General features: G+C 75.3%; 1 protein-coding gene. It reads right to left on the bottom strand.

The genetic code is table 11. The annotated features are described in order from the left end of the window. Positions 1 to 227 (bottom strand): acyl carrier protein (locus IG88_RS40055; protein WP_037837606.1); only part of this gene is annotated, 227 nt, incomplete at both ends.

Genomic DNA, 227 nt, shown 5'->3' with positions numbered 1-227 from the left:
GTGGCGGGCAGGCGCAGGCCGGTGGCCTTGGACATGCGGTTGCGCAGTTCCATCGCGGTCAGCGAGTCGAAGCCCAGGTCCTTGAAGGGCCGGGTCGGCGTGATCTCCGCCGTCGACCCGTGGGCCAGCACCTGCGCGGCCTCCTGCCGCACCATCCCCAGCAGCAGCGCCCGCTGCTCCGCCTCCGTCAGCCCCGCCAGCCGCTCCCGCAGCCCCGCACCGGCGGC

This window comes from Streptomyces sp. NRRL F-5650, from assembly GCF_000721365.1.
GTDB classification, from domain to species: domain Bacteria; phylum Actinomycetota; class Actinomycetes; order Streptomycetales; family Streptomycetaceae; genus Streptomyces; species Streptomyces ardesiacus.
This window is presented reverse-complemented; position numbering and strand designations above follow the sequence as displayed.